Consider the following 26,155-nt stretch of genomic DNA (forward strand, 5'->3'; position numbering starts at 1 on the left):
GGGAGCCGTCCCGGGATCGGCGGCGGGCCCGGGACGGGGGTGCCGCGCCGAGCGGCCCCGCGAGACGCGGGAGCCCCGGCTGGACGGGGGAGACCAGCCGGGGCCGTGGGTGGTGACAGCGGAGGGCGGTCGCCTCTCGGCGGGGGGCTCCACAGGGCTTCAGCCGAACGATCGTCCCTGTGGGCTATAGGTGAGGCCCGGGGACACTGTCCCCTCCGCGGTCACGTGGAGAAGAACGGTGAACGGCCGCCCGTTGTTCCAGCCCTCCGGGCGCTCGGCGGGTGAAGTGGAGCACACCCCGCCGGTCGGCGGTGCAGGGGGCACCCGGTCGGCCGACAGCACGTGCGTCCTCCTTGTTCAGAAGCTCCCGACCGGGAACACGCCCTTCATGACGAATCAAGGCCCTCATCTGACCGAGCTCGGCCTTCCGGACACCGTCCGGGCCTGCCTCTTCGACCTCGACGGCGTGATCACCAAGACGGCCGTCGTCCACGCCGCCGCCTGGAAGGAGGCCTTCGACGCCTTCCTGCGCGTGCGGGAGGGCGACGGCTTCCGGCCGTTCGACCCGGTCGCCGAGTACGACGAGTACGTGGACGGCAGGCCGCGCGCCGACGGGGTGCGCTCCTTCCTCGCCTCCCGGGGCATCGACCTGCCCGAGGGCAGTCCCGACGACCCACCGGACCGGCCCACGGTCCACGGCGTGGGCAACCACAAGAACGCCCTGCTCCTGGAGAAGATCCGCACGGGCGGCGTCGAGGCCTACGACGGCACCCTGCGCTACGTCGAGGCCGCGCGCGCCGCGGGGCTGCGCACGGCGGTGGTCTCCTCCAGCGCCAACTGCCGCGACGTCCTGCGCTCGGTCGGGGCGGAGGCGCTCTTCGAGGTGCGCATCGACGGGGTGGTCGCCGCCGAGCGGAAGCTCCCGGGCAAGCCGCGGCCCGACACCTTCCTCGCGGCGGCGGGTGACCTCGGCGTCGAGCCCGCGCGGGCCGCGGTCTTCGAGGACGCGCTCGCCGGCATGGACGCGGGCCGCTCCGGCCACTTCGGCTACGTCGTCGGCGTGGACCGCGTCGGCCAGGCGGACGCCCTGCGGGCCCACGGCGCCGACCGGGTCGTGGGCGACCTCGCGGAACTCGGGGGCGCGGCATGATCACTCACGCGTCCTACGGCGTCGAGCCCTGGTGCCTGCGCGAGAACGTCCTGAACCTCGACGTCCTGCCGCAGAGCGAGTCGGTGTTCGCCCTGTCCAACGGCCACGTGGGCTGGCGCGGCAACCTGGACGAGGGCGAGCCGCACGGCCTGCCCGGCTCCTACCTCAACGGCGTCCACGAGACCCACCCGCTCCCCTACGCGGAGGCGGGCTACGGCTATCCGGAGTCCGGACAGACGGTCATCAACGTGACCAACGGCAAGGTCATCCGTCTCCTGGTGGACGACGAGCCCTTCGACCTGCGCTACGGCCGTCTGGTCGCCCACGAACGGGTCCTCGACCTGCGCGCGGGGGTGCTGCGGCGCACCTGCGAGTGGACCTCCCCGGCCGGTCGCACCGTGCGGGTGCGCTCGACCCGTCTGGTGTCGTTCACGCAGCGTTCGGTGGCCGCCGTCGCCTACGAGGTCCAGGCCGTGGACAGCCAGGTCCGCGTGGTGGTCCAGTCGGAGCTGGTGGCCAACGAACAGCTGCCGAGGCCCGCGAAGGACCCCCGCGCGTCGGCCGTCCTGGAGTCGCCGCTCGCGCCGGAGGAGCACTTCGCGCGGGACGGGCGCCTGCGCCTCGTGCACCGCACCCGGCGCAGCGGGCTGCGGGTCGCCGCGGCCGCCGACCACACCGTCGACGGACCCGACAGGACCCGGACGGGCAGCGAGTCCGGCGACGACGTCGCCCGGCTCACCGTCACCTCCGTCCTCGAACCGGGCCAGCGGCTGCGCCTGGAGAAGGTCGTGGCCTACGGCTGGTCGAGCACGCGGTCCCTGCCCGCCGTGAGCGACCAGGTCGACGCGGCGCTCGCGGCGGCCACCGACACCGGCTGGACGGGCCTCGCGGACGAGCAGCGCGCCTATCTGGACGCCTTCTGGGCGCACGCGGACGTCGAGGTCGACGGCGCGGAGGAGATCCAGCAGGCCGTGCGCTTCGCGCTCTTCCACGTCCTCCAGGCGGGGGCGCGGGCCGAGCAGCGCGCGATCCCGGCGAAGGGCCTGACCGGTTCCGGCTACGACGGCCACGCCTTCTGGGACACCGAGACGTTCGTCCTGCCGCTGCTGACGTACACCGCTCCGGACGCGGTCGCCGAGGCGCTGCGCTGGCGGCACTCCACGCTGCCCGCCGCGCGCGAGCGGGCCGCGCAGCTGGGGCTGCGGGGAGCGGCGTACCCCTGGCGCACGATCGAGGGGTCGGAGGGGTCCGCGTACTGGCCGGCCGGGACCGCGGCCTTCCACGTCAACGCCGACATCGCGGACGCCGTGGTGCGCTATGTGCACGCCACCGGCGACGGGCAGTTCGTCCGCGACACCGCGGTCGAACTCCTGGTGGAGACGGCCCGGCTGTGGCGGTCGCTGGGCCACCACGACGCGCACGGGGCGTTCCACATCGACGGCGTGACGGGCCCGGACGAGTACAGCGCGATCGCCGACGACAACACGTACACGAACCTGATGGCGCGCACCAATCTCCTCGCGGCGGCCGACTTCGCCGAGGCCCATCCCGAACCGGCCGCCGCGCTCGGCGTCGACGACGAGGAGAGCGCGGCCTGGCGGGACGCGGCGGAGGCCATGCACATCCCGTACAACGCCGACCTCGGGGTGCACGAGCAGCACGCGGGGTTCACCCGCTACCAGCGCTGGGACTTCGCGGCCACCCGGCCCGACCAGTACCCGCTGATGCTGCACTTCCCCTACTTCGACCTCTACCGCAAGCAGGTCGTCAAGCAGGCCGACCTCGTGCTCGCCATGTACACCTGTGCCGCGTTCTTCGACGAGGAGCACCTGGACCGCAACTTCGCCTACTACGAGCCGCTCACCGTCCGCGACTCTTCTTTGTCCGCGTGCAGCCAGGCGGTCATCGCGGCCCGGACCGGCCATCTGTCCCTCGCCTACGACTATCTGGTGGAGGCGGCGCTGATGGACCTGGAGGACCTGGAGAACAACACGCGCGACGGGCTGCACATCGCCTCCCTGGCCGGGACGTGGACGGCGCTCGTCGCGGGCTTCGGCGGGATGCGGCGCCGCGGCGAGACGCTGGAGTTCACCCCCCGGCTGCCCGAGCGGCTGAGCCGGGTCGCCTTCAAGCTCCAGCTGCTCGGCCGGTGCCTGCGCGTGGAGGTGCGGGCGACGGCGGTCACCTACACGGTCCTCAGCGGCCCGGAGCTGACGATCCACCACTACGGCGAGCCGCTCACCCTCAGCCCCGAGGAGCCGCGCAGCCGGGAGCTCCCGGACCTCAAGCCCCGGCCCGCCCCCGACCAGCCGCCCCACCGCCGCCCGCACGCCCACCCCTGAGCGGGGGCGGCCGTCAGGGCGCCACGAGCGGCTCCGCCTCGTAGGCCTTGTGCAGCAGGTCCAGGAAGGCCGGGGCCTCGGGCAGCGGTGCGGAGCCGATGCGGTGGACGGGGACGCCCGGTGTCCAGGAGTTCATGACGACGGCCCCGGCCAGCGTCGGCAGGTCGGCGGGGGTGATCTCCCGCTCGCGCTGCGGGACACCGAGGCGCTCGAGGCGGCGGCGGACGATGCTCATCGTGGTGCCGGTGAGGACGTCGGCGACGGGCCAGAGCACGGTGGAGCCGTCCCAGAAGGCCAGGTTCCAGATGGTGGCCTCGCTGAGGCGGCCCCGGCGGTCGAGGAAGGCCGCGTCGTCGAAGCCCGCCGCGACGGCCTGCCGCAGGAGGTGCGTCTTGGCCACCTCGCCCACGTGCTTCACGCCGGGCAGGTCCCGCTCGTGGGCGACGGTGGCGAGGGACAGCGGGCCCTCGGGGCCGGTGGCGGCCGGGCCGGTGCGGACGAGCACGGCGGGCTCGGCGGCGGGCCCGGCGGCGGTGAACTCGCCCGCCCGTGAGTACACGGTCGCCGTCAGGGAGTGGTCCCCCGGCCCTTCCGCTGTCGCCGCCCGCAGCAGGGCGCGCATCCGCTCGTCGGGCAGCGCCCGGCCGAACAGCCCCTGCGAGGCGTGCCGCAGCCGTCGTAGGTGGAGGTCGAGTCCCCGTATCCGGCCGTCGCGCACCTGTGCGGCGGTGAAGTGGGCGAAGCCCGCGAAGGCGAGCGGCGCCAGCTCGTCGGCGGTGGCCGGGCGGCCGTCGATGTGGGTGACGAAAGAGGTCATGGCTGCGCTCCCGTGGTGTGCGGTGCCGGGCGTGGAATGCCGGGTCACGGGGCGACGTTAAGGCTTCACATCGGTGACAAGGTCAAGGGCGGACGAGGCGGGAGCAGATGCTGATCGGGGAGTTGTCCGGGCGTACCGGCGTCAGTGCACGGCTGTTGCGGTACTACGAGGCCCAGGGCCTGCTCGAGGTGGAGCGCGGCCCGAACGGCTACCGCGAGTACGGCGAGGACGCGGTGCTCACCGTCCGCAAGGTGCGGGCCCTGCTGACCGCGGGCCTGACCACCGAGGTGATCCGTGAGGTGCTGCCCTGCACCCGGGGCGAACAGCCCGGGTTCGACTGGTGCGCGGATCTGCGGGAGCTCCTCGACCGGGAGCTGGCGGCCATGGACGAGCGCATCGACGACCTCCGGCGCAGCCGGGGCGCGCTCGCGGGCTATCTGACGCAGCCCTGACCCGCCGGGCGGGCGCCGCGGGGCGCCCGCCCGGGGGATCAGACGGTGGCCAGCAGGAGGTCTTCCCCGGTCGACGGGCGCAGGCCGTCGGCGCGGTCGGCGAAGTAGCGGGCGGCCAGCGCGTCGGCCGAGACGTGCCGGGCGTCGGCGAAGCCCGCCTCACGGGCGAGTTCGAGCATGTCCCGCGGGGCGTAGAAGCTGATGAACGGCGTGCCGGACGCGCGGGCGCCCTCCGTGCTCGCCCGCAGGCCGGGGCGGTCGGCGGGGTCGACGAGCTCCGGCGGCAGCATGAAGGTCATGGCGAGCGTGGTGCCGGGGGCGAGTCCGGCGACCTCGCGCAGCGTCGCCGTGGTGGTCTCCTTGGTGAGGTACATGCTGACGCCGGTGGAGGCCACGACCGCCGGTCGGCCGGGGTCGAAGCCCGCGGCGGCCAGCCGCTCGGGCCAGGGCTCGCCGGACTCGAAGTCGACCGGCACCAGGTGGAGCCACTCGGGGACGTCGAGGCCGAGTTCGGCCAGGCGGCGGCGCTTCCAGGCCTGGGTGGCCGGCTCGTCGGCCTCGAAGACGCGCAGGCGCGCGGCGAGTTCGGGCCTGCGCTGGGCGAAGGTGTCCAGGCCCGCGCCCAGGATGACGTACTGGGTGACGCCGTGGGCGGCCCGCTCGGCGATGAGGTCCTCGACGAAGCGGGCGCGGGCGACGATGGCCGCGCGGAAGCCGCTGGTGGTCCGCGGGTCCATGTCCGGCCGCTCGCGCCAGCCGTCGGCGGGGGCGGCGAGCCGCAGGCCGACCTCGTCCTCCAGCACGTGCGGCGGTGCGTCGACCTCCAGGTGCAGGGCCCGCCACAGGGCGGTGCGCACCGCCGTGTTGTCCGGGGCCCCGGTCTGCTCGGCGGTCCGCTCGACTGACATGGTGCGCCCTCTCGTCGTGGTCAACGGTCAGCTCCTACCCGGGGCCTGGAGGCTCCACAGCCGTCCGTCGGGGTCACGGACGGTCATCTCCCTGGTCCCGTAGTGGGTGTCCTCGAAGGGCGTGACCACCTCGACGGCGGAGTCGACGGGGAGCGCGTCGTAGCCCAGCTCCTGGAAGGACTTCGCCACCTTGCCCCAGTTGTGCGTCTCCAGGAAGACGGCTTCGACTCCTTCGGTCGCCGTGTCAGGCCTCCCTCTCAGTCCGCCCCGCCCGATCGCTGCTCCCGCGCATGGGCGTCGTCGAGGTAGGCGGTCAGCGCCTCGGCGGTCAGCGCCGACAACGAGCAAGCCAGCTCGCCAGGATGCTCGACTGCGGGAGGCCGCGGGAGTCAGGGCGCCGCCACCCTGGCGAAGAGGCGGCCGCCGAGGTCGATGCCGGTGACCGTGCCGTCGGCGTCGCGGGAGAAGTAGCCGCGCTCCCCCTTGAGGCCGCCTTCCAGGACGAGGTACTCGTCGCGGCCGCCGGGGAGGAAGGCGATGGCCGCGGGCGGGTAGCCGGGAGGCATCTCCTCGTCCGAGGCCTCGCGGATCTCCGGCTTGATCTCGACGGCCAGGGTGAGGCGGGTGCCGTCGGCGGCGACGTCGACGTACATGGCGTCGATGTCGTAGCGCCCGGCGACCCGCCGGGCCGGTCCGTCGTCGTACGGGAGCGGCTCCGGCTCCTTCCCTACGACGCCGAGGTAGTGCTCCAGGGCCCACTTCACCACGGACTGGTTGCAGGTGTAGCCGTCCGGGCCCGCGTTCGACAGGGCGACCACCGCGAAGTTCCGCTCGGGCACGACGAGCAGTTCGGCGAACTGCCCGTTGCCCGAGCCGCCGTGCCCGATCCCCCGGACGCCGTCCAGGTCGTGCAGGAACCAGCAGAGGCCGAAGCCGTCGCCTAGCGAGCTGGAGCGCAGGTCGACCGTGCGCTCCCGCATGCGGTGCAGCGCCTCTGCGGGCAACACGCCCTCGCCGTCGCCGAGGTGGAAGCGCGCCCAGCGCAGCAGGTCGCTCGCCGAGGAGGCGATGCCGCCGCCGGGGTTGTCGCCGCGCGCGCCCTCCCTGAAGGCCCCCCACGGCCGGGCGGGCCGCAACGCGCCGTCGTCGCCCCGGTTGTAGCCCACCGCGAACTTGCGGACCATCACCTCGGCCAGGCCGTAGACGGTGTCCGGGAGGCCCACCGGCTCCAGGACGAGCGAGGCCACCGCCTGCTCGAAGGGGAGGTCCGTGACCTTCTCGACGATCCGCCCGAGCACGTTGTACCCGGCCTGGCTGTACGAGGCGCGGGTGCCGGGCGGCGCGATCAGCGGCAGCTCGCGCAGCTTCGCCACGAGCCCGGTCAGGGAGCGGTCGCCCCGGCCGTCGTCGATCAGGTTCCAGTCCAGGCCCGACGTGTGGTTGAGGAGGTTCAGGACGGTGATCCGCTCCACCGCGTCCTCGTCGGCGAGCCGCAGTTCGGGGACGTAGCGCCGCACCGGAGCGTCCAGGTCGACCTTCCCCTCGGCGACCAGGCGCATCAGGGCGGTCGCGGTGAACGTCTTGGACACCGACGCCAGGTGGAACAGCGTCTTCTCGTCGACCGGCGCCGGGGCGGCGAGGCTCGTCACGCCGTGCGACGCGAAGACCTCCCGGCCGTCCACCAGGATCCCCACGGACATACCGGGAACCCCGAACTCCTTGGCCCGCGCCTCGACCGCCTCGGCCAGTTCCTCCTGCGACATCGCTCCCCCTCCAGGAACTTGAACTAAGTACGAGTGGAGCGTAGACCGCATCTTGAACTAAGTGCAAGAGCGGGCATGAACTAAGTGCAAGTAGGGTGCCCCTCATGGTGCGAGACACGCTCACCGCAGACCGGATCGTCCGTGCGGCCATCGAGCTCCTGGACGACGAGGGCCTCGACGGTCTGAACATGCGCAGCCTTGCCGGACGGCTCGGCTCGGCCGCCACGGCCGTCTACTGGCACATCAAGACCAAGGACGAGCTGGTCCGGCTCGCCAGCGACGCGGCCTGGCAGGAGGTCGAGCTGCCGGACCCCGACACCACCGACTGGCGCACGGCCGCCACCGCCCAGGCCACCGCCATGCACGCGATGCTCACCCGGCACCCCTGGCTCGGCCAGGCGTTCGGCAGCCACCTCATGCACGGCCCGGGCCAGGCGCGCTTCGACGACCTCAGCCTCGCGGTCTACGAGAAGGCGGGCTTCGCCGCCGACGACGCGGACCGGGCCGCCGCCACGGTGTTCGTCTTCGTCCTCGGCAGTGCGCTCGGGCCCGCCGCGGAGGTCTCGCTGAAGCGCCGCCTCGGCAAGAACGGCGCGGACGCCGAGCAGTTGATGGCCGACGCCATGACCCGGGCCGCCGAGGCCGCCGAGCCCCACCCGCGGCTGCGCGCACGCCTCGGCACCGCCTCCGCGGAGCAGTACACCGCCGCGCCCGACGGCAGCTTCGCGTTCGGGCTCGGGGCCATCCTCGACGGCTTCGAGGCCCGGCTCCGCGCGGAGCGCGCGGCCGCCGCCGCGCGGCGCGGGTGAGCGCGGGCGGCAGCGCAGCGGGAGCCCCGGGCCGGTGACCGGCCCGGGGCGGGGTCCCGGCGTTCGCCCACGAGCCGGGGAGGCGGTGGCGAGGTCCGCGGGGATCCGTCAGAAGCGCACGTCGGAGCAGGCGTAGAAGGCGTTGCCCGTGTCGGCGATGGTCCAGACGCCGAGGATGAGGTGGCGGCCGGTCTTCTGGGGCAGGGTCCCGGCGTGGGTGACCGTGGAGCCGGGCAGACGGCCGCCGAAGGCCACCGTGAGGAACGGCTGCGGGTCAAGGTCGGCCCTGGTCAGCGGCTTGGTGGCGTCCCAGCCGTCCTTGGTGATGTAGTAGCGGAAGTCGGTGGTGGCGTGGCGGGCGGTGATCCGCCAGACGAAGGTGTGGCTCTGGCCCGCGGTCAGGCTGGTCGTCGGCCAGTTCCCGCCTCGCGGGTCGTCCAGTTCGTGGAAGCGCCCGATGCCGCCCGAGCAGATGTTCCCGTCGGCGGGCCCGCGCGCGGGGAACCCCTTGGGCCCCTCCACGCTCGGCGGCTCCCACTGGATCTGCCCGCAGTTGCGGACGGTGCCGTTGCCGCACAACTGCTGGCGGCTGACGGGCGAGTCGGTGTAGCCGTGGCCCTGGGCACTGCCGCTGGTGGCGAGCACGGCCGTGCCTGCGAGACCGAGGCCCAGGAGTAACGAGGTGAGCTTTCTGCGCATGCTGCGCTCCCGTGGTCCGAGGGTGCGGGTGGGGGCGGACGCGCACCCTCGGACGTACCGCCTGGTCGAACAGTGAGGGCAAGGCGGCGGCACGGAACAACCGGAGGGCACACGTCCGACGCGGTCTAGACCAAGTCCGAGACTAGCCCCAGGATTTGGGCATGTCCATACCAATGACAGCCCGTCAGGGCAAGCCGAGCGACCTGACCACCTCGCGCGTCGACCGCGCGCCGCCCCCGTCGTCGCCGCCGCGCGCGGCCCGGCTCAGCCCCAGGTCTGCCCCGCCGGTTCCTTGATGGTGCGGTTGATCCGGTTGAAGAAGTTGGTCAGCGCGATCTCCAGATTGAGCGCGCCGATCTGCTCCTCCGTGAAGTGGGCGTTGACCTCGTCCCAGGCCGCGTCGGTGACGCCCTCCGCACCGTCCTGCAGCCGGGTCGCGCCCTCGGCGAGGGCCAGTGCCGCGCGCTCGGCGTCGGTGTAGAACGGCGTCTCACGCCACGCCGCCACGCCGTGCAGCCGCTCGTCGGTCTCACCGGCCTTCTTCCCCGCGGTGACTCCGGCGTGGACGCACGCCGAGCAGCCGTTGATCTGGCTGGCACGCACATGGACCAGCGCGAGCAGCTTCGGGTCGACTCCCCCGGCCGCGATCGCCTTGTGGAGGTGCTGGATCGCGGTCCACACGTCCGCGTTGTTCGCCTTCTTGTTCTTGAGCCGGTTCTCCATGCGAGAGTGCACTCCTCCATCGGGTTACGTTGCCGGGCTCGTGCCCGTCACCCCTATGACGGAGCAGCTTCGAGAGAGGTAACACCATGTCCGGCACCCACCCCGCGGATCCGATCGCCGATGCCTTCGAGGCCCACCGCGACCGCCTCCGGGCCGTCGCCCACCGCGTGCTCGGCTCGCACGCCGACGCCGAGGACGTGGTCCAGGAGGCGTGGCTGCGGCTGCGGCGCCAGGACGCCGGCACCATCGACAACCTCGGCGGCTGGCTGACCACCGTGGTCGGCCGCATCAGCCTCGACGTGCTGCGCTCGGGCCGGACCCGCCCCGACGTCCCCCTCGACGACCGGCTGCCCGAGTACACCGTGACGCTCGACGACGCTCCCGCCCCCGAAGAACTCGTGGCGCTCGGGGACTCCGTCGGCCTCGCGCTCCTCACGGTCCTCGACTCGCTGCGCCCGGACGAGCGGCTCGCGTTCGTCCTGCACGACGTGTTCGCCGTGCCCCACGGGGAGATCGGCGCCATCCTCGGCAAGTCCGCGGACGCGACCAAGATGCTCACCAGCCGCGCCCGCAGGAAGGTCCGCACGGCCCGGCAGCCGGAAGCCACCGGCCGGCGGGAACGGGAGGTGGTCGGCGCCTTCCTGGCCGCGGCCCGTGCGGGGCAGTTCGAGCAGCTGTTGCAGGTCCTGCACCCCGAGGTGGAGTTCACCGTGCACGCCCCGGGCGGCCGGTTCGTCACGATCGGAGCCACCGAGGTCGCCGCCCGCGCCCGAGTGGCGGGCAGCGCGGCTCGGGGACGTGCGGCGACCGTCAACGGCCGCCCCGGCGTCATCTCCTGGAACCAGGACGGCACCCCGGCGTCCCTCCTCGCCTTCACCGTCGCCGACGGCCGCATCACCGCGATCACCGCCGTCGTCGACCCGCCCCGACTCGCGCTCATGGACCTGCCGGAGCCGGAGTGACCCCCTCCCGGGGACGACGGCTCGCCCTTGGGGGGCGGCCCCGCGGGAACGGGGCCGCCCCGCACACATGACACATGTCATGCCATACGCACGACAGCGGTCTCTGCCGCCCGGACGTGCGGCTCGGCCAGGCTGTTCCTGTCGCCGAGAGCACGCCGTCCGACCTCGAAGGAGCCCGTTGTGAACAGCCGCCGCAGCCCGTTGTGGGAGAGCCTGACTCCGCTGATCGTGGACGCGGGCGCCCCGATGGCCGCGTACTACGCGCTCAAGGGCGCGGGCGTCGGCACGTTCACGGCGCTGGCGGTCAGCGGTGTGTTCCCCGCGGCGCGAACGGTGTGGGGCCTGGTGCGGGACCGGCGTCTGAACGCCTTCGCCGCGCTCGTCCTCGCGGTGAACGCGGTGGGCCTCGCCCTGTCTGCGGTCAGCGGCGACCCGCGGCTGATGCTGGCGAAGGACAGCGCGGTCAGCAGCGTGATCGGCGTCGGCATCCTGGTGTCGGTCGCCTGCGGCCGCCCGCTGATGACGACGGCGCTCAAGCCGTGGGTCACCAAGAACGTGCCGGACAGGACCGCGGCGTGGGACCGGCTGCTGGCCGACGACCCCCGCTTCCGCCGCTACGAGAGGCGGTTCTCCCTGGTCTGGGGCGCGGCCCTGGTCACGGAGTGCGTGCTGCGCGTCATCGGCGCGTACACCGTGCCGGTGGACACGATGGTGGGCCTCGGCACCGTCGTCCTCGTCGTGACCCTGGCGGCCGCGGCCGTGGTCTCCGGCGGGTGGGCGGCCGGTCCCATGGAGGAGTTGGTCACCCGGCGCGCGCACCGGCCCGCCGCGGACCAGGACGTGGCGGTGCCCACGCCGGGCGGCCTCGCCACCGCGACGGTCTCCTCCGGCCGCTGAACCGGACGTACGAGGGCCGGGCGCGGGGCGGGTCAGCCGCCCTGGCCCGCGCTGCCGATCGGGCCGACCGTCACCGGCGAACCGGAGCCGTCGGTGACGGGCAGGGTGCCCTTGCCCGGCCACTCGATGCCGAACGACTTCGTCTCGCCGGGCGGGGTCACCACGAGCCCGGTGACGCGGACACCCGAGCCGCCCGAGTCGTTCACCGGGTCGTTGATGCCGAAGGACACCGACTTCCCGGCCTTGAGGACCATTCGGTCGGCGGGCTGACCTGTGCGCTCGGCGGACAGATTCCCCTCGCTGGTCTTCAGGTCGACACCCGCGAACCCCGCCATCGTGCAGTCCCGGCCGCCGTTCTCCATCGGATGGGGAGTGTGCCTGCCGCCCGGTGCGCATCGCCACGAGCGGGCAGGGCCTCGCCCGCACCACCGCCCCCGCACACACCCCGCACGACGGGCCGGGGCGACGGTTCCCCCTGCTTTCGCGCACCCGTTCGCGGCAACTGCCCGCTGGGACGGACCCGTTACCCGTCTGCCCTTGACCGGGTCCGGCTGGACGCCGCCTCGTACGCCGCTTCGGCACGGCCGCACGGCGCGGCACCCTCGATTTGCTTGTACGCTTACAATGATTTCACTAACACAAGTAAATCGGAGCTCCCTCATGCCCGACGCCCCCTCTCGGCGGCCCTGGCTCGTGCTCGCCATCTGCTGCATGAGCCTGCTGATCGTCAGCCTCGACAACACGATCCTGAACGTCGCCCTCCCTTCCATCCAACGCGATCTGCACACCTCGGTGTCCGGACTCCAGTGGACCGTCGACGCCTACACGCTGGTCCTGGCAAGCCTGTTGATGTTCTCCGGGTCGACCGGCGACCGGGTGGGCCGCCGCCGGGTCTTCCAGGTGGGCCTGGTCGTGTTCACCGCGGCCTCGCTCCTGTGCAGCCTCGCCCCCGGCCTCGGCTGGCTCGTCGTCGCGCGGATGCTCCAGGCGGTCGGCGGCTCGATGCTGAACCCGGTCGCCATGTCGATCATCACCAACACCTTCACCGACGCCCGGCAGCGCGCCCGCGCCATCGGCGTGTGGAGCGGTGTCGTGGGCATCAGCATGGCCGCGGGACCGATCGTCGGCGGAGCCCTGGTGGAGTCCGTCGGCTGGCGGTCCATCTTCTGGCTCAACGTGCCGATCGGCCTGGCCGCGCTGTTCCTGACGCGTCGGTACGTACCGGAGTCACGGGCCCCGCGGGCCCGGCGGATGGATCCGGTCGGCCAGGTCCTCATCGCCGTGCTCCTCACCTCGCTCACGTACGCGATCATCGAGTCGCCCGAGCGCGGCTGGACCTCGCCCGTCGTGCTCGGCTGTGCGGCGGCGGCGCTGTGCGCGCTGCTCGGTCTGCTGTGGTTCGAGCCCCGGCGCAGCGATCCCCTCATCGACCTGCGCTTCTTCCGTTCCGCGCCGTTCTCCGGAGCCACCGCGATCGCGGTCGTCACGTTCGCCGCGCTGGGCGGCTTCCTGTTCGTCAGCTCCCTGTACCTGCAGAACGTACGGGGGTACGACGCCCTGCACGCCGGGCTCTTCATGCTGCCGATGGCGGTCACGGCGCTGCTGGCCGCACCGGTGTCCGGCCGTCTCGTGGGCACGCGGGGGCCGCGCCGTCCACTGCAGCTCGCCGGGGCGGCGCTGTGCGCGAGCGCCGTGCTCCAGGCGCTCACCTACGCCGAGCGTCTTCCCACGTCCGTGCTCGTCGTCGCGTATCTGCTCTTCGGCACCGGCTTCGGCCTGGTCAACGCGCCCATCACGCATACGGCGGTGTCGGGGATGCCCCGCGCGCAGGCGGGGGTCGCGGCGGCCGTGGCCTCCACCAGCCGCCAGATCGGCCAGACCCTCGGCGTGGCCGTCGTCGGCGCCCTCATGGCGGGTACGGCCCGCACGGACGCGGGGGCCTTCGTCGCCGCGGGCCGGACGGCGTGGTGGATCGTCGCCGGGTGCGGCGCCGCCGTGCTGATCCTGGGTACCCTCACTACCGGCCGCTGGGGCCGGGCAACGGCGCAGCGCACCGCGCGGCAGTTCGCTGCCGAGGAGACCAAGGAGAAACTGAACGCCTGATGGAGCGCCTGCACGCCGACAAGGGCCCCGAGAAGGACGACGACACCGCCAGGGCGGCAGCCCGCGCCTGGCAGGGGCTGCACACGCTCCTGCTGGAGCGCCACGACCTCCGCAAGGCCGTGTCCGAAGCCCTCGGCATGAGCTTCAGCCGGGTGCGGGCGCTGCGTCGCCTCGTCGCGGGGCCGATCAGCCTGCGGGAGCTGGCCGAGCGGCTCGGCGCGGACCCGCCCTACACCACGGTCATCGTCGACGACCTCGTGCGCCGCGGCCTGGCGGAACGCATCACCAACCCCACCGACCGCCGCTCCAAGCTGGTCCACCTCACCGAGGACGGCCAGGAGAAGGCCGAGCTCGCCGTCGCCATGCTCACCACCCCGCCCGACGCGCTGCTCGCCCTGCCCCGGGAGGACATCGAGGCGCTCGACCGCGTCGTGGCGAAGCTCCTGGACTGAGCCCTCGTGGCGGCACCCGGCGTCAGAAGTTGACGATCTGGAGGGCGAATCCGGTGTCGTCGACGTAGTTGGCCCCGGAGATGTAGAGCGTTTCCTCGTCGGGCCCCACGGTCAGGCCGTACGCGCGCTCCACGTCGAAGTCGGTGACCGTCTCGTCGGTGACCTGGGTGTGGGTGTCCGTCGCGTAGGACAGCACCTTCGGCGCGGTGCGGTGGTCGTCCACGAGCACGTAGAAGCGGCTGCCGTCCTGGCTCACGGCCGGGCTGGAGACCGGGGAGAAATCCGACCGGAAGTCGATGGCGGTCAGGACGCTGTCCCGCGTGAGGTCGACCACGGCGGCGTGTCCGTCCGGCTTGGACAGCGCGTACAGGCGGCGGCCGTCGGGGGTGAGCGCCAGTTCGTCGACGAAGCCGGTGGCCGTGATGGTGCGCACCACCTTCGGGACGCCCGCCGAGGCGTCCAGGCGGGTCAGGCCGGCGTCGCCGCTGACGTAGACGTCCTTGCCGTTCGGCCGTACGACGATGTCGCGCGGGCTGTCGCCGGGCAGCGGTACGGTCGCGGTGAACGCGCGCCGGGCCGTGGAGAACACCAGGAGGCGGGACGGGCCGACGCCCGGCCCGCCGTCGTGCGGGCCGCTCTGGTCGAGGTAGATCGTCGCCCCGTCCGGGCTGATGGCCATGCGTGACAGCGATCCGGGCCGGGAGCCGGGGGGCCGTGGCTGGTCGGGGACGGGGATGCTGGCGCGCAGGGTGTGGGTGGTCGTGTCGACGACGTTGAGGGTGCCTTCGGTGACCAGGTAGATCAGTCGGCCGCGGGCGCCGAACACCATGGGCCCGGCCCACCCTCCGGTGCCTGTGGACACCTCCGCGGTGACCTCCCCGGCCTGGGTGTCGACGACGTACAGCTTGGTTCCGGTGGCCTCGGCCGCTCCGACGTACGCCTGGGTGCCGTCCGCGCTGACCAGCGGGGCACGCGCGTGCCGGGCCGCCGGGAAGGGGATGAGGTTCTCCACGCCCGGCACCGGCTCCGGTTCCGCGGCGGCGGCGCCCGCGCCGGTGACCATCAGCACCCCGGCGGCCACCAGCGACGTCAGCCAACGAGCTCTGGAACCAAGGGACTTCATGCCACCCTCCCCCACGGAGAACACCGCGCCCTCGCGTCGGCGGGGCCAGGCTACGCCGACGCGCCCGGCGCGGCGCGGCCGTGGGCCCGCCGCAGGCGCCAACCGGTCACCCTAGGGCGCCCGGGGCCCGCCCACCGCCGCCACGCTCGCGCCCTCCGCGGTGCGGCCGCGCACGGTGAGGGTCGCCTCCTTGGGGGCGCGGACGGCGAGGGTGTTGCCGTCCTCGGTGGCGCGGGCGTCCCCGGTGACGGTGAGCCGGCGGATGTCCCTGCTGCCCGCCGCGAGGACGTAGCGGCGTCCGGAGTCGGTCGTCCAGGCGGTGCTTGCCACGACGTGCTGGCCGAAGCGGCTGCAGGTGGCGGTGGACCGGTCGCGGGCGACGAGGCGGGCGGGGGCGGTGGCCGTGCGCGCGGGCGGGCGCAGGTGCACCTGGATGTCGCCGGTCCCGGCCCACGTGGAGACGCGGGTGCAGGACCAGACGGCGCGGCCGCCGCGCTCGGGCAGGTCCTGCTCCGCGAAGTCCCACAGGTTCACCGCGCGAACGCCGTCGTCGCGCAGGGCGCGCAGCTCGCACGCCGTGCGGGCCCAGGCCGTGAGCGCGGCGGGCCCGGTGGCCTCGCGCGGCTGCCGCGCGGGGGCACCGGAGTGCGGGGACGGGGTGTAGCTCAGGTGGGTGGGGGTGAGGCCGCCGAGGTCGGTGACGAGGAAGGCGTGCTTCTCCACGATCCGTACGGACGAGCGGAGTTGGAGGACCGGCAGGCCCGAGCAGGCGCCCGCGGTTCGGGGTGTGTCGACGGGGTCGGTGACGCCGTCCTTCGTGGTGTGCAGCGGGCGTCCGGGGGTGTCGGGGCGCAGCAGGTCCCGGGTCTGCGCCTCGGCGATCCAGGGTGCGGTGAGGTAGCGCACGGCGCCGTCGTGGCGCGCGACGACGAGGGCGGCCGCGGTGGTGACTCCGGCTTCGTCGGCGCGCGCGACGTCGAGTGACGGGCGGCCCGGGGAGTCGAGGGGTTCGCTGTACCGCACGACCCGGTCGTTGTCGTGGAGCAGGACCACGGCGCGGCCGTCGACGTCGCCCGCGTACAGGAGGCGGGCGCCGCGCGTGGGCGGCACCGGGGCGGTGGCCCTCGTCCCGGCCGCGGCGGTGCCGGGGGGCGGCGCGGCCCAGGTGTCCAGGGCCCGGGTGAGGAGCGCGTCGTCGTCGGTGCGCCCGCCTCGGGCGGGCCAGGCGGTGAAGTCGACGCGCGCCGTGTCGGCCCAGGCGGCGGAGGAGGTGTGCACGAGATGGTCGGGGGTGACCCGCGGCGCCCGGACCGGGCGCGTCCGCGCGTCCTCGGGAGGGCCCGCCGGGGAGGAGGAGACGGTGAGCACCGTGCCGCACGCCGTCACCGCCGCGACGAGGCAGCCGAGTCGGACGCGGTGCCTGCGGCGCAGCAGGTCGGTCGGGCGGGTGCGGACGGAGCAGGCGTCGAACTCCGCGGAGCCCAGCAGGGTCCGCGGGTCGGTGCCCGCGTGTGCGCGCAGGTCATCGGCGGCGGCCAGGGCGGCGGCCGGATCCTTCTCCCCGACGGCCAGGAGCAGTTCGCGCACGCGCTCGTCCGGCATGTCGTCGCCGCAGCGCAGGGCGAGGGCGGCGCGCGCGGCGGGCGGGGCCTCGGCGAGCATCCGGCTGAGCGCGATCTCCTCGGCACCGCCCGCGTGCGGTGTGAGGCGCAGCCCCCATACCACCGGGAGGCGGGGCCGGAGTGCGCGCGGCGGGGGTACGCGCGCGGGCCAGCCGCGCGGGCGCCGGTCGTACGCGAGCGCCGACCGCAGGACGCGGGCGTACAGCCAGTCCGCTTCGGCGGCCGCGCCGTCAGTGCGCTGCCGGGGCAGGAGCGCGGCGGCGGGCAGGCGCGGCAGCGCGCGCTGCACTAGTGCCTGCGCGACAAGGACCTTGCGGTGTCTGCCGAGTTCGGGAGGGAGCGTGAGGTAGGCCAGGCGCACCAGGTGTGCGTACCGGTCGACCAGGGTGGCCTCGGTCCGTTCCAGCCGGCCGGTGGAGGGCGGGGGTGCCGTGCGTCGCCGTGCTGAGGACATTGATCACAAAGCCTTCCAACGGCTGTAGGCGAGTTGCTGTCACCCCCCTCCCAACGAGTGAATCTTGGGATGGTCACCACGACGTCCATCCGCGCGTTCGCCTGTCGTGTTCGCCGTCGTGTTGTGTTCGCCCACCGCGTTCGCCCGCCGTACGGCGCCCGCGTCACGCCGTGGTCAGTAGACGACGGTGCACCAGCGGTTGAAGGCGCACGCCTCGCCGTCGTCCCCTGTCCCGCGCGTCGCCTGCGCGGCGGTCGAGGGCGCCGGATCGGCGCCGGTGCTCCGTGGCCGGGGAGGGGGCGCGGCGCCGAGGGGGCGGTGGGGTGCGGGGTCCGTGTGCGGTCCGTTGATCACATCTTTCGCAGGCATGCGTACTTCAACGACCGCGCGGAAAGCGAGGACACGCGCGACGGACCGTCGCCCGCCGTGCGCCCCCACCGTGCACTCCCGCTGTGCGCTCCCGCCGTGCGGGGAGGGCGACTTGGCCCGCGTACGTCAGGCGGCAGCGCTCCCCGCCGCCACAGCCGCCTTCGCCGCGGCCACGAAGGCGGCGATGGACGGATGGCCGGCGCCGCCCGCGCGGAAGGCGACCTTCGAGCGGCGGAACAGCGGCAGTGCGGTCAGGACCAGGCCCGCGGGCCCCTGCGCGGTGGCCGTTTCGGGGACGAGGCCGGCGCCTTGGCCGGTGGCGGCCAGGGCCAGGACCGTGCGGAAGTCGTTGACCTGGTGGCGGATGCGCGGCTGGAACCCGGCCGCCTGGCAGGCGCGCACGGCCATGGCGTGGCCGGTGGTGCCGTCCCGTGCGGTGATCCACGGGGCCTCGGCGTAGGGCCCGAGCAGGTCCGCCAGGGTGTCGCCGCGGCCGGTGGCCCGGGTCGCGGCGCTGGTGACGAGGTACATCGGCTCGTCCACCAGGGGGATCGCGTCGACCGTGGTGTCCGGTGCCGCGGGGACGAAGTCGTAGTCGTGGACGAGGGCCACGTCGAGTTCACCGGCCCGCAGGCCGTCGGAGACGCGCGCGGAGTCGATCTCCCGCACCATCGGCTCCAGCGCGGGATGCCGTCGGGCGAGCTCGGCCAGGGCCGCGGGCACGATGGTGTGTCCGCCGGAGGGGAAGGTCCCGATGCGCAGCGGCCCGCCGACGCCCTCCCGCGCGCTGGCCAGCTCGGAGACCGCCACCTCGAGGCGTTGCAGCACCGCGTCGGCGTGGGTGACGAGGGTCCGGCCCGCGGGGGTGAGCACCACGCGCCTGCCGCTGCGTTCCAGCAGGGGCACGCCCGCCTCGCGCTCCAGGACGCCCAGTTGCTGGGAGACGGCGGACGCGGTGAAGGTCAGCGCCTCGGCCACGGCGGCGATGGTGCCCCGCCGGTCCAGTTCGCGCAGCAGGGAGAGACGACGTACATCAAGCATAAGTTCAGCTTAGGCATGGGGATAGAAATCAGAAATGGATCTACCGGGTCCGGGTGCGCCAGGGTTGAGCCATGAAGCCCGAACCGAACTTCCACGGCCTGTACGTCCCCTTGGTGACTCCCTTCACCGACGACCTGCGCCTGGCCCCCGACGCGCTCGCCCGCCTCGCCGACGAGGCGCTCTCGGCCGGTGCCTCCGGGCTCGTCGCCCTCGGCACCACCGCCGAGGCGGCCACGCTGACCGAGGCGGAGCGGCAGACGGTGGTGCGCGTCTGCGGGGCCGCCTGCCGGGCGCACGGTGCCCCGCTGATCGTCGGGGTCGGCACGGGTGACACCGCGGCCGCCATCGGATCGCTGCGCACGCTCGCGGCCGGCGGCGACGCGGCCGCGGCGCTGGTCCCCGCGCCGCCCTACGTCCGGCCCGGCGAGGCGGGGACGGTGGCGCACTTCACCGCGCTGGCCGCGGAGGGCGGCGTACCGCTGATCGTGTACGACATCCCGTACCGCACCGGGCAGTCCTTGAGCGCGGGCACGATCGCCGCGCTCGGCAGGCTGCCGGGAATCGTCGGGACCAAGCACGCGACCGGCGCGATCGACGCGGCGACGGTGGAGCTGCTCGGCTCTCCCCCGCCCGGCTTCGCCGTGCTCGGCGGGGACGACGCCGTCATCTCACCGCTCGTCGCCGCGGGCGCGCACGGCGGGATCCTCGCGTCGGCCAACCTCCGCACCGCCGAGTACGCCGAGCTGATCGCGCTGTGGCGCCGCGGCGCCGCCGGGCCCGCCCGCGCGCTCGGAGCGGATCTCGCCCGGTTCTCCGCCGCCCTCTTCGCCGAGCCGAACCCGACCGTGATCAAGGGTGTGCTGCACGCCCAGGGGCGCATCCCCAGCGCGGCCGTCCGGCTGCCTCTGCTGCCCGCCTCCCCCGACGCGGTCCGTCGGGCCCGGGACCTCGCGCGCCACCTGCCCCGGCTCGATCCGGCCCTGGTGTGACGCACCGGACGAGGGCGCCTCGGACGAGGGCGCTTCGGGCTGCGGGCGGAGGAACTCCCGGGCCTGGACCGCGGCGCGGGCGATGCCCGCGCTGACGAAGTCGGCGAAGCGGGCGATGCTCTCCAGGCGCGCGGCGGCCGGGGTGCCGGTGCCGAGGACGCCGATGCCCTGGCGTGCCGTCGTCCCGAGCTGGGCGGCGCTGCGGGCTCCGGCCATCGTCGACTGGTACCAGACGTCGTCGTCGACGACGTAGCGCTCGCGGCGGCGTTCGTCGCGCTCCCGGCGGACGAGGCCCTGGTTGTCGAGGAACGCGATCGCCTTGGACACCGACGCCGGGCTGACCTGGAGGCGCCGGACGAGTTCGGACGCGGTGAGGCTGCCCGCGTCGGTGAGGGTGAGGCAGGCCATCACCCGGGCCGTCATGGTGGGCATGCCCGACACCATGAGGACGGTGGTGAACATCTCCTCGTACGCGTGCACCGCCTCGGCGTCGCGTCCGTAGGGCTGCGGGGACACGTCCGCCCCGCGGGACGCGGTCTGTCTGCGCCGCCGGGCGCGGCGCTCGGTGGCGCGGTGGGCCAGGTCGGCGCGGTAGGTGGTGGGGCCGCCGTTGCGCATGACCTCGCGCGTGACGGTCGAGGTCGGCCGGTCGAGGCGGCGGGCGATCTCCGCGTAGGCGAGGCCGTCGGCCAGTCCCAGCGCGATGTGCTGACGCTCCCGCTGGGTGAGTCTGCCTCCCGGCATCGCGGTCTCCTTCGTGCTCCGTGGTGCCTCCACCGTAGGGTCCAGCGTCGTTCCAGTGCAACGATCAGGGCGTGTTCGTTGCACCGGAAGTACGGGCATTGCAACGCGAGTTGGGCACTAGCTGGGCACATGGAAGTCTGATGCAACGAACGTGTCGGGGCGAGCCCTGAACACAACGTAGCGTTTCTGTATTTGGAAAACCGGATCGGGAAACATCGGGAAGCAACTGTCGCGGTCGCCTCCGCGGTCCGGCTCGCCGCCAGGCTCGCGGAGGACGGTGTGCCCACGCGGACGGCCCGCGCCCGTCCCGTACGGACTCGTCAGGCGACGTGTTCGGCGAAGGCCCGCGGGTTGTCGAGCATGATGTTGTGCCCCGCGTCCGGGACGGTGACGACGCGCACCCCCGCGGCTTCCAGTTCGGCTCGGCCGGTCAGCGGCTGGGAGCGCGCCCCGAGCAGGACCGTACGCGCGATCGTCAGCTCGGCCAGCAGGTCGCGGGCGGCGGGGGTGGTTCCCGCGCGCAGGCCGAAGGCGCTGCGGTGCAGGGCGACGGGGTCGGCCAGGCGCAGGGTCGCGGCCCACAGCGGGTCGACCCGCTCCAGGAACCGGGCCATCCCGTCGGCGGCGAACTCCCGCTCGGTGAAGGCGGTGATGCCGAAGGCGCCGGGTGCGGGCGGAGGCACCGGGTCGAGGACGGGCTCGGCCAGGACGAGGCGGGAGACCAGGTCCGGCCGTCGGGCGGCCAGCGCGATCGCGACGGCGCCGCCCATGCTGTGGGCGACGACCTCGGCGCCTTCGATGCCCGCGCCGTCCAGGGCCCGGGCCACGGCGTCGGCGTGGTCCTCAAGGCCGTGGCCGAAGTCCGCGGGCCGATCGCTGAGGCCGAAGCCGAGCAGGTCCATCATCAGGGTGCGCCGCCCGGTCAGCGGCGGCAGCGTCATCACGTGGGTGAAGTAGGCCGCCGCCTGCCCGCCCGCGCCGTGGAGGCAGAGCCGGGCCGGTTCGTCCCCGGCGATCTCCACCCAGCGGATCCGGGCGCCGCCCGGTCCGGCGTGTGCGTCTCGCATGATTCCTCGCCTTCGGACGGGCCGCTGTGGCCCGGTGTGGTGTGCCGCGGTGCGGGGTCCGCCCGCCGCCGTACGCGGTCGGCGGGCGGACCCCCTTGCCGTCAGACCGGCTGGTAGCTCAGGTCGAGGACGCCGGTGGAGAAGGTCGTCGAGCGGGTGAGCCGGAGCGGCACCCGCTCGGAGCCCTCGGGGAAGAGCCGCGTCCCGGTCCCCAGCACGATCGGGTGGACCAGCAGGCGCAGTTCGTCGACGAGCCCGGCCGCGACCAGGGTGCGGGTCAGGCCTATGCTGCCGGTCAGGGTGATGTTCCCGCCCGGCTGCCGCTTGAGCTCCTTGACCGCGGTGACGACGTCGCCCTCGATGACTGCCGAGTTGTTCCAGTCGGCGCCGGTCATCGTGGTGGAGGCGACCAGCTTGCGGATGTTGTTGATGGCGTCGGCCAACTCACCGCTCTGCTGCGGCCAGACGGCGGCGAACGACTCGTAGGTCTTGCGGCCCAGGAGCAGCGTGTCGGCTCCGGCGTACATCTCGCCGACGGCGGCGTCCATCTCGTCGTTCAGGTACGGGAAGTGCCAGGTCTCCGGCGCCTCCACGACGCCGTCGAGGGAGATGAACAGCCCGGTCACGATGGTGCGTGGTGCGGTCATGCGGTTCCTCCTGGTGGTGGGTCTTCCTTCGGGTCCCGCCGGGCCTCGTCGGGTGCGGGGTCCCGGCCGGGCGCGATGGCGTGCCCGGCCGGAGGCGCCCCGGTCCGGCGGGTGGCTCAGCGAAGCTGGTGGTGGTGTGCCCAGGCGGTGACGGCGGCGGCGATCGCCCGGGGCTGGTCCTCCGGGGTGTGGTGACCGGCGACGGCGTCGCTGTGCTCGATCTCCAGCGCGGCGATGTTCTGGGCACACCAGTCCACGAGCGCCGGGCCCATCATGGTGCCGGGCCCCGGCGCGAAGGTGATGAGGAGTTTGGGCACGTCCCGGCTGGTCGCCAGCCAGGTGTCGTAGGCCTCGATCCGGGCCACGACGTCGGCGGGTTCACCGCCGAGCGGCATCGAGCGCGGCCACTGGAGCAGCGGGCGGCGGCTCTCCCGCGTCGGGTAGGGGCGGCGGTAGACGTCCAGGTCCGCCGGGGCGAGCGGGGTGGCGACGGTGCCGGGCAGCGCCTGCTCGACGAAGGCGTTGTCGTCGAGGATCATGGCCTCGCCGACCTGGGGCGTCTTGATCGCCTCGAACAGCGGGCGGCCGCCTTCGGGGAACTCCTCCCACGTCATGGGTTTGACGATGGTCTCGGTGAACGCGATGCCCCGTACGCGTCCGGGGTGCCGGGCGGCCCAGTCGAAGGCGAGGGCGCCGCCCCAGTCGTGGCCGACCAGGACCACCTGGTCGAGGCCGAGCGCGTCGCACCAGGCGTCCAGGTATCGGGCCTGGTCGGCGAAGGTGTAGGCGATGTCGGGCTTGCCGGACTCCCCCATGCCGATCAGGTCCGGGGCCAGGAGCCGGCCCGGTCCGCCGACGGCGGGCAGGACGTCCCGCCACAGGTGGGAGGAGGTGGGGTTGCCGTGCAGGAAGACCATGGGCGCACCGGCGCCGGGTTCGCCGAGTTCCCGGTGGAACATGGTGGAGTCGAGTACGGGCTGGACAGGCACGCGAGAGCCCTCCCCCTGGTCGTTGGTGGGTGTGCGTCGATGGCCGGTTCACGGGCGTGGTGAGCGGGTGACCCGGGTGAGCGGGTGACCCGCAGGCCGTCACGGCAGCCGTGGGTCGCCAACTCGCCGCGTGACAGGTCTACTTGGGCTCGTGGCCGACCGGCTCGGACACGAGGCAGCGCGATGACGCGGGTGAAGGCCCCCGCCCCCGGGCCGGTTCCCGACCCGGGACGGAAAGCTATGTTGCGTTCACAGGCGAGTCAAACAATTGAACGCCCCTCTACGACATTTCCCCAGGTGAAGAGCCGCTAACCGTTGCAACGGATATGCCGGTGAACGCAACCGAACCGGCCGGGTTTTGCAATGACCTGACGATGAACGCACACCGACCCGCACTATGCCGCGAAAGACGGAACCCGTGCGATCAGTCCGCCTGGCGCAGGCCCGCGACGAGGAGTGCGACCAACGGGCGGGGGTCGTAGCGGGGGTCGCCCTCGGAGCCGATGCAGAGGTTCCCGATGCCGCGCATCAACGGGTAGGCGTCGAGACCGGGCCGGATCTCGCCCGCGGCGACGGCAGCGTCGAGGAGTTGGGCGCACACCGGCAGGAGGCGGTCGAGGAAGTAGGCGTGCAGCGCCTCGAAGCCGGTGTTGTCGCTCTGCATCGCGGCGGCCAGGCCGTGCTTGGTGACCAGGAAGTCGACGAAGAGGTCGGCCCACTTCCCGAGGGCGGCGTGCGGGGTGGGACCCGCCGCCAGCAGGGCCGGGCCCGCCTCGGCGCAGGCGTCGACCTGATGGCGGTAGACGGCGATGACCAGGTCCGCCCTGGTCGGGAAGTGCCGGTAGATCGTGCCCATCCCGACCCCGGCCTCGGCCGCGATGTCGCGCACCGGGGCCTCCACCCCCGAGGCGACGAACACGGCGGCCGCCGCGTCCAGGAGCGCCTGCTGATTGCGCCGGGCGTCCTTGCGCCTGGGCCCCGCCGCGCCACCCTCACCCGGGCCGCTCTCGTTCACCGCGGTACTCCTCTCGAACGGAACTCGAACCGAACCTTGCGAAGCGGAACAGTGCTCCGTATCGTTACTGGAGCAACGTTCCGCTTTGCTCATGATGCCAGAGCGGGGGCGCGGCCCCGAGGGCTGCCGTGCGCCCCCGCACCCTCCGGCTCCTGCTCCCGCGCCCGCCCCGGCACCCCCTGTGTGCCGGGCCCGCCGCACCACGTACACCGAACGGAAGCACCCACCGACATGCCCCACTCGCAGAGCACACCCGTACAGAAGACCGCGCGCACACCCGCCACGGTGGTGTCCGCGAAGCCCGTCGTCCTGCCCGCCCCGGGCCGCGGCGAGGACCTCCACGTCCGCGTGTCCGCCCCCGCGACGGGCGGCGACCTGCCCGTCGTCGTCTTCTCGCACGGCTTCGGCTGGTCGATGAACGGCTACGCGCCGCTCGCGGACCACTGGGCCGCGCACGGCTTCGTGGTCGTCCAGCCCACCCACCTCGACTCCAGGACGCTCGGCATCCCCGCCGACGACCCCCGTACGCCACGGATCTGGCGCTTCCGCGTCGAGGACCTCACGCGCGCCCTGGACGGACTCGACACGCTCGAAGCCGCCGTGCCGGGCCTGAGCGGACGCGTCGACCACGGCCGCGTCGCCGTGGCGGGCCACTCCTGGGGAGCGCAGACGGCGAGCACGCTGCTGGGCGCGCGCGTCCTCGACGCCGACGGCACGCCCGGCGAGGACCTGTCCGACCCCCGCGTCACGGCGGGCGTGCTGCTCGCGCTCACCGGGCTCGGCGACAGCCTGACCCCGTTCGCCGTCGAGCACCTTCCCTTCATGAGGCCGTCCTTCGCCGCCATGACCGCGCCCGCGCTCATCGTCGCCGGGGACAGCGACGACTCCGCCCTGTCCACGCGCGGACCGGACTGGTTCACCGACGCCTACACGTACAGCCCGGGTGACAAGAGCCTGCTCACCCTGTTCGGCGCGGAGCACTCCCTCGGCGGCATCCCCGGCCACGAGGCCGCCGAGACGACCGACGAGAGCCCCGCGCGGGTCGCCCTCCTCCAGCGGCTCACCACCGCCTTCCTGCGCGGCACCCTCCACCCCGAGGACACCGCGTGGCGGGATGCGGTCACCGCACTGGCGGAAGAACCCGATCCGCTGGGAAAGGTGCAGAGCAAGTGAGGCCCGATCGCGCCCCGGTCGCCCGGCGGCCGAAATGCCCACCGGCGCTTATGAATTGACCCACGAGAACCGGACCCCGGTGTTACGCTGAATCGGCAGAATCCCCATTTTGTGCGCCTCGCAGAGAAGGGCATCGCCCCATGGCTCACCAGGTCGATTCCACCGACACACTCCTCTCCTACGTCCGTGACGTATCTCTACGGGACGACGACGTCCTCAGAGAGCTGCGGGAGGAAACGGCACTGCTGCCCGGTGGTGCTGCCCTGCAAGTCATGGCGGAGGAAGGCCAGTTACTGGGGCTGCTCGTCGGACTCGTCGGCGCCCGCGCCGTGCTGGAGATCGGCACCTTCACCGGATACAGCACCCTGTGCGCGGCCCGGGCTCTCCCCGCCGACGGCACGGTCGTGACCTGCGACATCAGTGACCGGTGGCCGGACGTCGGCATTCCGTACTGGAAGCGGGCCGGCGTCGACGACCGGATCGACCTGCGGGTCGGGGACGCGGTGGACACCCTGGACGGGCTGCTCGCCGAGCGCGGTCCCGGCGCCTTCGACCTCGTCTTCATCGACGCCGACAAGGTCAACTACCGCACCTATTACGAGAAGTCACTCGCCCTCACCCGCAGCGGCGGCCTCATCGTCATCGACAATACGCTGTTCTTCGGGCGGGTCGCCGACCCGGAATTCGACGACGCCGACACGGTGGCCATCCGTGAATTGAACGCGGCGCTCGCCGACGACGCGCGTGTGGATATGTCGATGCTCGTGATGGCGGACGGCATCACCCTCGCGCGTAAACGCTGAGGCACAGCCGGCGGAATGGCCCGGTACGAGTGGCGCTCGTAC

The 26,155-nt window shown here is 73.4% G+C and carries 25 protein-coding genes and 2 pseudogenes; 11 read left to right on the forward strand and 16 right to left on the reverse strand.

Going from position 1 to position 26,155, the window contains the following annotated elements:
* The first annotated feature begins 409 nt into the window (after positions 1-409).
* Together C9F11_RS03925 and C9F11_RS03930 are read left to right on the forward strand one after the other, a co-directional pair.
* Entirely contained in the window at positions 410-1,150 is a 741-nt protein-coding gene (locus tag C9F11_RS03925) for an HAD-IA family hydrolase (RefSeq protein ID WP_171076050.1), read from the forward strand.
* A complete protein-coding gene (locus tag C9F11_RS03930) occupies positions 1,147-3,492 on the forward strand; it encodes a glycosyl hydrolase family 65 protein (RefSeq protein ID WP_138957934.1) in 2,346 nt (781 codons plus the stop codon). Before C9F11_RS03925 ends, C9F11_RS03930 begins: the two co-directional genes overlap by 4 nt.
* Before the next feature lie 13 nt (positions 3,493-3,505).
* Here the strand turns inward: C9F11_RS03930 and C9F11_RS03935 are convergent, their stop codons facing one another.
* Positions 3,506-4,309 carry an aminotransferase class IV family protein gene (locus C9F11_RS03935; RefSeq protein ID WP_138957935.1) on the reverse strand — a complete coding sequence of 268 codons (804 nt, stop codon included), beginning with the start codon at positions 4,307-4,309 and terminating at the stop codon, positions 3,506-3,508.
* 107 nt (positions 4,310-4,416) lie between these two features.
* Here C9F11_RS03935 and C9F11_RS03940 point away from each other — a divergent pair, with 107 nt between their 5' ends.
* Positions 4,417-4,761 carry a MerR family transcriptional regulator gene (locus C9F11_RS03940; RefSeq protein ID WP_138957936.1) on the forward strand — a complete coding sequence of 115 codons (345 nt, stop codon included), beginning with the start codon at positions 4,417-4,419 and terminating at the stop codon, positions 4,759-4,761.
* Between the two features lie 38 nt (positions 4,762-4,799).
* On the opposite strand, the gene C9F11_RS03945 is transcribed toward C9F11_RS03940, so the two are convergent.
* The 3 genes from C9F11_RS03945 to C9F11_RS03955 form a co-directional block, all read right to left on the reverse strand.
* Positions 4,800-5,669 carry a class I SAM-dependent methyltransferase gene (locus tag C9F11_RS03945; protein WP_138966022.1) on the reverse strand — a complete coding sequence of 290 codons (870 nt, stop codon included), beginning with the start codon at positions 5,667-5,669 and terminating at the stop codon, positions 4,800-4,802.
* Positions 5,670-5,696: 27 nt separating this feature from the next.
* Positions 5,697-5,930, reverse strand: a complete 234-nt coding sequence (locus tag C9F11_RS03950; protein ID WP_138966024.1) for a hypothetical protein — start codon at positions 5,928-5,930, stop codon at positions 5,697-5,699.
* 128 nt (positions 5,931-6,058) lie between these two features.
* On the reverse strand, positions 6,059-7,432 hold the full coding sequence (locus tag C9F11_RS03955) for a serine hydrolase domain-containing protein (RefSeq protein WP_138957937.1): 1,374 nt from the start codon (positions 7,430-7,432) through the stop codon (positions 6,059-6,061).
* Between the two features lie 104 nt (positions 7,433-7,536).
* On the opposite strand from C9F11_RS03955, the gene C9F11_RS03960 reads away from it, so the two are divergent.
* Complete coding sequence (locus C9F11_RS03960; RefSeq protein ID WP_138957938.1) at positions 7,537-8,241, forward strand: TetR/AcrR family transcriptional regulator C-terminal domain-containing protein; 705 nt, start codon at positions 7,537-7,539, stop codon at positions 8,239-8,241.
* A gap of 108 nt (positions 8,242-8,349) precedes the next feature.
* On the opposite strand, the gene C9F11_RS03965 is transcribed toward C9F11_RS03960, so the two are convergent.
* Entirely contained in the window at positions 8,350-8,940 is a 591-nt protein-coding gene (locus C9F11_RS03965) for a lytic polysaccharide monooxygenase auxiliary activity family 9 protein (RefSeq protein WP_138957939.1), read from the reverse strand.
* A gap of 264 nt (positions 8,941-9,204) precedes the next feature.
* Entirely contained in the window at positions 9,205-9,663 is a 459-nt protein-coding gene (locus C9F11_RS03970) for a carboxymuconolactone decarboxylase family protein (RefSeq protein ID WP_138957940.1), read from the reverse strand.
* Between the two features lie 86 nt (positions 9,664-9,749).
* Here C9F11_RS03970 and C9F11_RS03975 point away from each other — a divergent pair, with 86 nt between their 5' ends.
* Positions 9,750-10,625 carry a sigma-70 family RNA polymerase sigma factor gene (locus tag C9F11_RS03975; protein ID WP_138957941.1) on the forward strand — a complete coding sequence of 292 codons (876 nt, stop codon included), beginning with the start codon at positions 9,750-9,752 and terminating at the stop codon, positions 10,623-10,625.
* Positions 10,626-10,805: 180 nt separating this feature from the next.
* A complete protein-coding gene (locus tag C9F11_RS03980) occupies positions 10,806-11,522 on the forward strand; it encodes a VC0807 family protein (RefSeq protein WP_138957942.1) in 717 nt (238 codons plus the stop codon).
* 32 nt (positions 11,523-11,554) lie between these two features.
* Here the strand turns inward: C9F11_RS03980 and C9F11_RS03985 are convergent.
* A pseudogene (locus C9F11_RS03985) lies at positions 11,555-11,875 on the reverse strand (DUF4232 domain-containing protein); the annotation flags it as partial.
* A gap of 307 nt (positions 11,876-12,182) precedes the next feature.
* On the opposite strand from C9F11_RS03985, the gene C9F11_RS03990 reads away from it, so the two are divergent.
* Positions 12,183-13,625, forward strand: a complete 1,443-nt coding sequence (locus C9F11_RS03990; RefSeq protein ID WP_138957943.1) for an MFS transporter — start codon at positions 12,183-12,185, stop codon at positions 13,623-13,625.
* Complete coding sequence (locus C9F11_RS03995; RefSeq protein ID WP_138957944.1) at positions 13,625-14,077, forward strand: MarR family transcriptional regulator; 453 nt, start codon at positions 13,625-13,627, stop codon at positions 14,075-14,077. Before C9F11_RS03990 ends, C9F11_RS03995 begins: the two co-directional genes overlap by 1 nt.
* A 22-nt stretch (positions 14,078-14,099) precedes the next feature.
* Here C9F11_RS03995 and C9F11_RS04000 read toward each other — a convergent pair whose 3' ends face one another.
* From C9F11_RS04000 to C9F11_RS04015, 4 genes are all read right to left on the reverse strand, one after another.
* A complete protein-coding gene (locus C9F11_RS04000; RefSeq protein WP_138957945.1) occupies positions 14,100-15,200 on the reverse strand; it encodes a beta-propeller fold lactonase family protein in 1,101 nt (366 codons plus the stop codon).
* Positions 15,201-15,311: 111 nt separating this feature from the next.
* Positions 15,312-17,276 carry a hypothetical protein gene (locus tag C9F11_RS04005; RefSeq protein WP_138957946.1) on the reverse strand — a complete coding sequence of 655 codons (1,965 nt, stop codon included), beginning with the start codon at positions 17,274-17,276 and terminating at the stop codon, positions 15,312-15,314.
* Positions 17,277-17,450: 174 nt separating this feature from the next.
* Positions 17,451-17,645 (reverse strand): hypothetical protein, encoded by a 195-nt coding sequence (locus tag C9F11_RS04010; protein WP_138957947.1) that lies wholly within the window; start codon positions 17,643-17,645, stop codon positions 17,451-17,453.
* Positions 17,646-17,771: 126 nt separating this feature from the next.
* The gene (locus C9F11_RS04015) at positions 17,772-18,686 is read right to left on the reverse strand and encodes a LysR family transcriptional regulator (RefSeq protein WP_138957948.1); all 915 of its coding nucleotides are present in this window, start codon (positions 18,684-18,686) and stop codon (positions 17,772-17,774) included.
* 71 nt (positions 18,687-18,757) lie between these two features.
* Between C9F11_RS04015 and C9F11_RS04020 the strand changes: the two genes are divergently transcribed.
* Complete coding sequence (locus tag C9F11_RS04020; RefSeq protein WP_138957949.1) at positions 18,758-19,675, forward strand: dihydrodipicolinate synthase family protein; 918 nt, start codon at positions 18,758-18,760, stop codon at positions 19,673-19,675.
* A 24-nt stretch (positions 19,676-19,699) separates the two neighbouring features.
* Here the strand turns inward: C9F11_RS04020 and C9F11_RS04025 are convergent.
* From C9F11_RS04025 to C9F11_RS04045, 5 genes and pseudogenes are all read right to left on the reverse strand, one after another.
* Positions 19,700-20,419, reverse strand: a pseudogene (locus C9F11_RS04025) (helix-turn-helix domain-containing protein); the annotation flags it as partial.
* 320 nt (positions 20,420-20,739) lie between these two features.
* The gene (locus C9F11_RS04030) at positions 20,740-21,486 is read right to left on the reverse strand and encodes an alpha/beta fold hydrolase (protein ID WP_138957950.1); all 747 of its coding nucleotides are present in this window, start codon (positions 21,484-21,486) and stop codon (positions 20,740-20,742) included.
* A 101-nt stretch (positions 21,487-21,587) separates the two neighbouring features.
* Positions 21,588-22,133, reverse strand: coding sequence for a dihydrofolate reductase family protein (locus tag C9F11_RS04035; RefSeq protein ID WP_138957951.1), 546 nt, complete (start codon positions 22,131-22,133; stop codon positions 21,588-21,590).
* Between the two features lie 116 nt (positions 22,134-22,249).
* A complete protein-coding gene (locus tag C9F11_RS04040; protein WP_138957952.1) occupies positions 22,250-23,122 on the reverse strand; it encodes a haloalkane dehalogenase in 873 nt (290 codons plus the stop codon).
* A 424-nt stretch (positions 23,123-23,546) separates the two neighbouring features.
* Positions 23,547-24,137 (reverse strand): TetR/AcrR family transcriptional regulator, encoded by a 591-nt coding sequence (locus C9F11_RS04045; protein ID WP_249401585.1) that lies wholly within the window; start codon positions 24,135-24,137, stop codon positions 23,547-23,549.
* Between the two features lie 231 nt (positions 24,138-24,368).
* Between C9F11_RS04045 and C9F11_RS04050 the strand changes: the two genes are divergently transcribed.
* Together C9F11_RS04050 and C9F11_RS04055 are read left to right on the forward strand one after the other, a co-directional pair.
* The gene (locus C9F11_RS04050) at positions 24,369-25,310 is read left to right on the forward strand and encodes a chlorophyllase (RefSeq protein ID WP_138957954.1); all 942 of its coding nucleotides are present in this window, start codon (positions 24,369-24,371) and stop codon (positions 25,308-25,310) included.
* Positions 25,311-25,450: 140 nt separating this feature from the next.
* Positions 25,451-26,113: a class I SAM-dependent methyltransferase gene (locus C9F11_RS04055; protein WP_138957955.1), complete on the forward strand. Its 663-nt coding sequence runs from the start codon at positions 25,451-25,453 to the stop codon at positions 26,111-26,113.
* Positions 26,114-26,155 lie beyond the last annotated feature (42 nt).

It is taken from the genome of Streptomyces sp. YIM 121038 (assembly GCF_006088715.1).
GTDB lineage: Bacteria > Actinomycetota > Actinomycetes > Streptomycetales > Streptomycetaceae > Streptomyces.

What these genes read in the sequence shown, in the direction of transcription:
- C9F11_RS03930 (WP_138957934.1), top strand. Translation starts at nt 1,147, where the DNA reads ATGATCACTCACGCGTCCTACGGCGTCGAGCCCTGGTGCCTGCGCGAG.
- C9F11_RS03935 (WP_138957935.1), bottom strand. Translation starts at nt 4,309, where the DNA reads ATGACCTCTTTCGTCACCCACATCGACGGCCGCCCGGCCACCGCCGAC.
- C9F11_RS03940 (WP_138957936.1), top strand. Translation starts at nt 4,417, where the DNA reads ATGCTGATCGGGGAGTTGTCCGGGCGTACCGGCGTCAGTGCACGGCTG.
- C9F11_RS03945 (WP_138966022.1), bottom strand. Translation starts at nt 5,669, where the DNA reads ATGTCAGTCGAGCGGACCGCCGAGCAGACCGGGGCCCCGGACAACACG.
- C9F11_RS03955 (WP_138957937.1), bottom strand. Translation starts at nt 7,432, where the DNA reads ATGTCGCAGGAGGAACTGGCCGAGGCGGTCGAGGCGCGGGCCAAGGAG.
- C9F11_RS03960 (WP_138957938.1), top strand. Translation starts at nt 7,537, where the DNA reads ATGGTGCGAGACACGCTCACCGCAGACCGGATCGTCCGTGCGGCCATC.
- C9F11_RS03965 (WP_138957939.1), bottom strand. Translation starts at nt 8,940, where the DNA reads ATGCGCAGAAAGCTCACCTCGTTACTCCTGGGCCTCGGTCTCGCAGGC.
- C9F11_RS03970 (WP_138957940.1), bottom strand. Translation starts at nt 9,663, where the DNA reads ATGGAGAACCGGCTCAAGAACAAGAAGGCGAACAACGCGGACGTGTGG.
- C9F11_RS03975 (WP_138957941.1), top strand. Translation starts at nt 9,750, where the DNA reads ATGTCCGGCACCCACCCCGCGGATCCGATCGCCGATGCCTTCGAGGCC.
- C9F11_RS03990 (WP_138957943.1), top strand. Translation starts at nt 12,183, where the DNA reads ATGCCCGACGCCCCCTCTCGGCGGCCCTGGCTCGTGCTCGCCATCTGC.
- C9F11_RS03995 (WP_138957944.1), top strand. Translation starts at nt 13,625, where the DNA reads ATGGAGCGCCTGCACGCCGACAAGGGCCCCGAGAAGGACGACGACACC.
- C9F11_RS04000 (WP_138957945.1), bottom strand. Translation starts at nt 15,200, where the DNA reads ATGAAGTCCCTTGGTTCCAGAGCTCGTTGGCTGACGTCGCTGGTGGCC.
- C9F11_RS04005 (WP_138957946.1), bottom strand. Translation starts at nt 17,276, where the DNA reads ATGTCCTCAGCACGGCGACGCACGGCACCCCCGCCCTCCACCGGCCGG.
- C9F11_RS04010 (WP_138957947.1), bottom strand. Translation starts at nt 17,645, where the DNA reads ATGCCTGCGAAAGATGTGATCAACGGACCGCACACGGACCCCGCACCC.
- C9F11_RS04015 (WP_138957948.1), bottom strand. Translation starts at nt 18,686, where the DNA reads ATGCTTGATGTACGTCGTCTCTCCCTGCTGCGCGAACTGGACCGGCGG.
- C9F11_RS04020 (WP_138957949.1), top strand. Translation starts at nt 18,758, where the DNA reads ATGAAGCCCGAACCGAACTTCCACGGCCTGTACGTCCCCTTGGTGACT.
- C9F11_RS04030 (WP_138957950.1), bottom strand. Translation starts at nt 21,486, where the DNA reads ATGCGAGACGCACACGCCGGACCGGGCGGCGCCCGGATCCGCTGGGTG.
- C9F11_RS04035 (WP_138957951.1), bottom strand. Translation starts at nt 22,133, where the DNA reads ATGACCGCACCACGCACCATCGTGACCGGGCTGTTCATCTCCCTCGAC.
- C9F11_RS04050 (WP_138957954.1), top strand. Translation starts at nt 24,369, where the DNA reads ATGCCCCACTCGCAGAGCACACCCGTACAGAAGACCGCGCGCACACCC.
- C9F11_RS04055 (WP_138957955.1), top strand. Translation starts at nt 25,451, where the DNA reads ATGGCTCACCAGGTCGATTCCACCGACACACTCCTCTCCTACGTCCGT.